Below are 2,037 nucleotides of genomic sequence, written 5' to 3'. Positions count from 1 at the left end.
AACTACGACTTCTGGTACGAATCGAGCCAGCTGGCCCTGCAACTGGCAAAAGACGCCAACAAAAAGAAAGAAGAGAAAATCAAAGAACTCGAAGCGTTCATCCGCCGCTTCAGCTCCAATGCGTCCAAAGCCAAACAGGCGACGTCCCGCAAGAAGCAGTTAGATAAAATTACGCTGGAAGACATCCGTCCTTCTTCGCGCCGCTATCCGTACATCAACTTTAAGCCGGAGCGCGAGGCAGGAAAAGATATCCTGACGGTGAAGGGTCTAAGCAAAACCATTGACGGGGAGCAGGTGCTGAACAACATCAACTTCACCGTCAACAAAGGTGACAAGATTGCGCTGGTTGGAACAAACGAGCTGGCAAAAACGACGCTGATGCAAATTCTTATGGGAGAAATCGAAGCGGATGCAGGGGAATACAGTTGGGGCGTCACCACGTCACAGTCGTACTTCCCGAAAGACAACGCCGCGTACTTCGAGGGCTGCGACCTGAATCTGGTTGACTGGCTGCGCCAGTATTCGCACGATCAGGATGAAACGTTTGTGCGCGGCTTCCTCGGACGGATGCTGTTCTCCGGCGAAGAAGCACTGAAAAAAGCGAGCGTCCTCTCCGGGGGCGAAAAAGTACGCTGCATGCTGTCGCGGATGATGCTGTCCGGCGCCAATGTGCTCCTGTTCGACGAACCGACAAACCATCTGGATCTTGAGTCGATTACGGCGCTCAATAACGGACTCATCGATTTTAGCGGTACGTTGATTTTTACGTCGCATGACCACCAATTCGTGCAAACCGTCGCCAACCGCATCATCGAAATTACGCCGAACGGACTCATCGATAAACAAATGGAATACGATGAATATCTGGCAAGCGAAGATGTCAAACAAATGCGTGAGAAAGCCTACGCGTAATCAAAGTGAAGCGCCCGGACACACCGTCCGGGCGTTCTATTTTTGGTCAGCCTTTTTCTGCCAGTGCTCAAAATCCTTTATGTACCGGGTCTGCTGCGGCGAGGGTGCGGCACGCGCATACCCTTCGGAAAGCAGTGTGCGGTTTACCATTTCGTTTCCGAGCCATACATAAGCTGTAATCTTCCCTTCTCCCTCAAAGGGCTGTTCGTCATAATCAAGCTCGATTTGCTGGCCGGATACCTTTTCTTTCAGAAAGCGTTTCGCGTCCGGCTCTGTGAAGACCTCAATTCCTTGCAGACGAATGCGATATGTTTCCCCCTGAATCGTAGCGACAATGAGATTGTCTTTCGTTACTTTGTACGCATAAGCGGTTACCGTCCCGTCCGGCACACCCGCCTCCTTCCCGTGTAATACTGAAACTCTCTCAAGCTGAATGTACGAAATACAGAAAAAACAAAGAAACCAAAACAGGAAGACGAAATCATGCAGGCGAAACACCAGAGGCCTCCTTCCTTCTTGAAGTCCCTTTTAACCATATGCCGAAGGCCTTTGATAATTGACTGATTTTCCGTTTGAAAATACAATGGTTGGAAAGAAGAAAAGAGAAACGAGGGGCCCGGATGAAAGAGCGATACATTTTTATTGATTTTGAATTTACGACATTTGACAGAAAGGAAGCGCCAAAAGGATTTTTTCATGAGGTTATTGAAGCAGGCATGGTTATCGTAGAAAATAAGGAAATCGTAGATACGTTTTCCTCTCTGGTGGCTCCGGTGTTCTTCCCGCAGTTAGGCGAGAAGTGCATAAGTCTGACCGGCATCAAACAGGAAGACGTACTCGGCGGCATAGAGTTTAAGGCGATGATCGATGAACTGCTGGCTCGCTACATACCGGAGAAGACGACGCTGGTGACATGGGGCGATCTGGACATTAAAGGACTGCGCCGCAACTGCCGCGAACACCGCATAAAGTTTCCGTTTTCCGTTATGCTGGAGGATTGGCTGGATCTGTCTAAAGCATATCAATTCTATTATGGACACAAAGACACGCCCGGGTTATGGTATGCCTTAGACAAGTATGGATTAGCGGAAGGGGTCCAATCTCACCGTGCACTTGACGACGCTC

The 2,037-nt window shown here is 49.5% G+C and carries 3 protein-coding genes; 2 read left to right on the top strand and 1 reads right to left on the bottom strand.

Going from position 1 to position 2,037, the window contains the following annotated elements:
- Window positions 1-912, top strand: a 912-nt coding sequence (locus tag B2899_RS01430; protein WP_286883499.1) for an ABC-F family ATP-binding cassette domain-containing protein, incomplete at its 5' end; no start/stop codon positions are given.
- 36 nt (window positions 913-948) lie between these two features.
- Here B2899_RS01430 and B2899_RS01425 read toward each other — a convergent pair.
- Window positions 949-1,302 (bottom strand): thermonuclease family protein, encoded by a 354-nt coding sequence (locus tag B2899_RS01425; RefSeq protein ID WP_170230183.1) that lies wholly within the window; start codon window positions 1,300-1,302, stop codon window positions 949-951.
- Window positions 1,303-1,532: 230 nt separating this feature from the next.
- On the opposite strand from B2899_RS01425, the gene kapD reads away from it, so the two are divergent.
- A partial coding sequence (kapD, locus tag B2899_RS01420; RefSeq protein ID WP_286883495.1) for a 3'-5' exonuclease KapD occupies window positions 1,533-2,037 on the top strand: 505 nt, incomplete at its 3' end.

The sequence above is a fragment of the Aneurinibacillus sp. UBA3580 genome (assembly GCF_002375825.1).
In the GTDB taxonomy this organism is placed as follows: Bacteria; Bacillota; Bacilli; order Aneurinibacillales; family Aneurinibacillaceae; genus Aneurinibacillus; species Aneurinibacillus danicus.
Note: the sequence above shows the minus strand (reverse complement) of the source record. Positions and strands in the feature narration are given on the sequence as shown.